We start from the raw sequence: 3,562 nt of genomic DNA, 5'->3' as shown, positions 1-3,562 counted from the left end.
TCAATCTCCAAAGTTCTAACAAGTCGCCCAAGCTGACGCCGACACGCACCGATTTCACCAGCAAGGCAGCGGCGGCGCAGCTTAGCTCACCGTTAGAAAAATGAAAATAAAATTACGAATATTCGCTATTATAATTCTTTTGATCTCTTTAGCTGAAATTGCTTTTGGCTTATATGGGATTACTATAGTTAAAAAAATTTCAGAGTTCTTAGAATTTACTGTTGTTTTAATGAGATTTGAGTATGACTTTGATTCGTATAATTGGTCTATGCATTGGCTAATTACCTGTACTCTAATAACCGTATCTGGTTTTATTGGTGCAATAACAGGTTTTGGACTTCTCAAAAGTAAAGAATGGGCACGTAAACTTTGGCTGATTCAGATAACTGTCATATTACTTATTTATATCATTCTATATTTAGGAGATTTTGCAAAATATGCTTTTGAAACTATTGATATATTTGATGTTTTGATAGCTTTTATACTTTTTTTGTTATCTTGGTATATTCTAACGAGGCAAGATTTAAAAAAAATTTTAGCCACATAAAACGTCAAAGTTTTCTAACAAGTCGCCCAAGCCGACGCCGACACGCACCGATTTCACCAGCAAGGCAGCGGCGGCGCGGCTTAGCTCACCGTTATAATTACAGATAAAAACTATGACTAACGATATAACAGATCTATTCCCTTTTATATTTCTAATTTTTGTTTTTTTGGTATTTGCCTTCGTATATGTTGGTGGAAAACTAAAAGCGGATTGTGAAGTAGGAAAAACTCCTATATTTCAAGAGCAATGTGGCGGTCGGTTCGATGGGATCAATTTATCAGCCCCGTTTGTTCGCCATTCACTTTATGATGATTTTATGCTATTGGCATACGGAAACGCTAAAATTGTTTTACATTATACTGAAATAGTTGAGGTAAGTTTAGAAAAGCATATTTTATCAAAAGGAATATCAATATCCCATAATAGGAAAGATCTGTCACAATCAATTATTGTATGGTCTTTCTCTCCAGAAAAAGTGATGAAAATATTCGGAACAAAAAATATTTCCATAAAAACAACTAACTTATAGCTCTCTTAATAGCATTGTATCGTAATTATAACAATCCGCCCAACCCGACCGGAAACACGCAGCGACTCCAGTAAGTCAGTCTTCCGGCGGGTTAGCTCACCGTTATATGTTCGTTTATAACCCATTCCCCGCCATGCTCTGCACAGGTCATGGTTTTGTCTTCGAGGTCAATATCTAATGCCTGATGACATATCGGGCAGCAGATAAGTATACCTTTATTTGTTAACTCTATTGCTTCTTGAAAGGTTATAGCCATGCGTCCATCCTTTAAATGTCAAAATGTAAAGTGCGAAACCGTTTTCCCCGCACAAGATTCAGAAATACATGCTCTTACGGGTGACCGCTATTATGTTTGCCCTGAGTGCAAGTCAAAAAACAAGATAGTACAAATACCAACACCTGTTGGTGCGCCAACTCAATTTATACCTTCCGGTATTATTGATTAGACATATAACAAGTCACTAAACTGGACGGGTCAAACGCCGTCACTTTTCTTTGGTTTCTCGCCCCGCCAGTTAGCTCATCGTTGGGCTTTATGAAACGCGGTTTATCCGCACCATCAATAATCCGTTAAAATAGAAAAAAGGGACAAAAATTATGCACGACAAATTTATCCAAGCAATCCACGATAAATCGAAAATCGATTTGCATTTTTTCTCAAAGGAAGATGGTAGCGTAATCGTCCGTAAATGTGCCCCAATGGACTTTGGCCCGAGCCGAAAGTTTAAAGACGGGATCAATCGCTATCATGTATGGGACTATTTTCCAGATAGCGGCAAAAAACCTCATCCAATACCACTGGAGCCAAACCAAATTAAAACCATGAATATCCTTGAAGAAAATTTTGACCCTGCTGAATTCATTACTTGGAGTACAAAAACTTCTCCTTGGCACGTTCAAAGAGATTGGGGTCAATTCTCATAATCATTTCATGTAGCCACCAGCATTGTTTTTCCGTTAATTCAATGCACATGTCAGGAGTAGGGTTGCTACCGCCGAAAGACAACAACCAGACGGTTCTATTCTCATATGCCGCCTGTTCCTCAATAACAACTGGTGGAGATATAACTGTATTTATTGGCATTGATATTTCCTCAAATTAATAAAAAAATGCCTAACAAGTCGCCCAAGCCGACGCCGACACGCACCGTTTTTTCCAGTAAAGCAGCGGCGGCGCGGCTTAGCTCTTCGTTATGTGTCAAAGGAAAATTGTGCAATCATATAGAAGCCTTCATCCTAATCATGTTCACCAACTCACAGTAAGTGTTTCTAAGCATTATTGGGTTACAAAGGATGGCACTATAAAATTTCAGAGCAAAGCAATTGAAATGAATCTCGATAAACTCAGTGATTCAAATAAAAATCATTTGATACATTATGTTATAAGAGATCATTTTAGTGGTGTTGTCTATTCAGAGATAGCAACATCTGCAAGCATTATTCCGGTAGAGCAGTTTTTGTTTCGTGCGTGGAGTCAAAAAGATGGCTTTGTTTTCTGTGGAATTCCAGATCTTTTGACAATTCCAAAAACTGTTGAAAAAAAATTTCCGCAAATCAAAGAAAAAGTATCATTATTGGGCGTACAATTTCCGCAAGTCACAAGTGGTTTTCAATCAGGCGTGCGAGACGTAAAAACACTCGAAGAATATATGAAATTCTATATTGAAATGTCATTTAAAGATGTATTTGAACGAATAAACAAGACTTATGTTTTCCCATCGACAATGGATGCAAGAGTAGGCAAACAAACAAAACTTGAATTTTGGCGAAAACATATCGAATCAGTCAAATTGCCTCCTGAAGTATGGCTAAATATATAAGACAATAGCTTTGAGAGGCGTTTGTAAAAAAGTAAAAAACTCACATAACAAGTCGCCCAAGCCGACGCCGTCACGCACCGATTTCACCAGTCAGGCAGCGGCGGCGCGGCTTAGCTCACCGTTAGGTTACTATAATATGTATTTATTACCTGAAAAACTTAAGCTTAATGAATTGGTAGGGCATCAAATAAACATGATTTGCGTTGGCCCTTACGATGCTCAAGTAAAATTTGAAAATGGAATTATTATTCAATCTTCATATAAACTGGAGTTTGAAGTTAAAGGTCTCAAAACGTTGTGTTTTGACTGTGAGTGGCTTGATACAAGTAGTGTTCATATATTTGTAACCAAAGAAGTGGTTTCAGTTATTAGAGAATCAGACACTGTATTTCGTATAGAGTTAACAGGTGATTCGGCCATATGCTTTCATACCGAAGAATCAATGTATGAAAGTATAAATATCATAATGCCGGATGGTACATTAGAGGTAATATGATGTTTAAAAACATAACAAGTCGCCCAAGCTGACGCCGACACGCACCGGTTTTTCCAGTAAAGCAGCGGCGGCGCAGCTTAGCTCACCGTTAGCTATTAAATATCGGAGTCCACTATGAAATCTATATTTTCAATATTTTTTATTTTATTTTGTATCGTAAATGTTGCTAA

At 37.6% G+C, this 3,562-nt stretch carries 6 protein-coding genes; 5 read left to right on the top strand and 1 reads right to left on the bottom strand.

All coding sequences use genetic code 11. The features are described 5' to 3' along the window. The first annotated feature begins 100 nt into the window (after positions 1 to 100). A complete protein-coding gene (locus K245_RS0120880; protein ID WP_027360725.1) occupies positions 101 to 547 on the top strand; it encodes a hypothetical protein in 447 nt (148 codons plus the stop codon). Between the two features lie 112 nt (positions 548 to 659). Next, complete coding sequence (locus tag K245_RS0120875; RefSeq protein ID WP_027360724.1) at positions 660 to 1,076, top strand: hypothetical protein; 417 nt, start codon at positions 660 to 662, stop codon at positions 1,074 to 1,076. 91 nt (positions 1,077 to 1,167) lie between these two features. Here the strand turns inward: K245_RS0120875 and K245_RS27915 are convergent, their stop codons facing one another. After that, entirely contained in the window at positions 1,168 to 1,332 is a 165-nt protein-coding gene (locus K245_RS27915; protein WP_156906873.1) for a hypothetical protein, read from the bottom strand. Between the two features lie 341 nt (positions 1,333 to 1,673). Here K245_RS27915 and K245_RS0120860 point away from each other — a divergent pair, with 341 nt between their 5' ends. The 3 genes from K245_RS0120860 (at position 1,674) to K245_RS0120850 (ending at position 3,392) form a co-directional block, all read left to right on the top strand. Beyond that, positions 1,674 to 2,000 carry a hypothetical protein gene (locus K245_RS0120860; RefSeq protein WP_027360722.1) on the top strand — a complete coding sequence of 109 codons (327 nt, stop codon included), beginning with the start codon at positions 1,674 to 1,676 and terminating at the stop codon, positions 1,998 to 2,000. Positions 2,001 to 2,287: 287 nt separating this feature from the next. Next, a complete protein-coding gene (locus K245_RS25790) occupies positions 2,288 to 2,896 on the top strand; it encodes a hypothetical protein (protein WP_051284507.1) in 609 nt (202 codons plus the stop codon). A 136-nt stretch (positions 2,897 to 3,032) separates the two neighbouring features. Beyond that, on the top strand, positions 3,033 to 3,392 hold the full coding sequence (locus K245_RS0120850; RefSeq protein WP_027360720.1) for a hypothetical protein: 360 nt from the start codon (positions 3,033 to 3,035) through the stop codon (positions 3,390 to 3,392). Positions 3,393 to 3,562: the final 170 nt, after the last annotated feature.

Origin of the sequence: Desulforegula conservatrix Mb1Pa (assembly GCF_000426225.1) — a bacterium.
In the GTDB taxonomy this organism is placed as follows: domain Bacteria; phylum Desulfobacterota; class Desulfobacteria; order Desulfobacterales; family Desulforegulaceae; genus Desulforegula; species Desulforegula conservatrix.
Note: the sequence above shows the minus strand (reverse complement) of the source record. Positions and strands in the feature narration are given on the sequence as shown.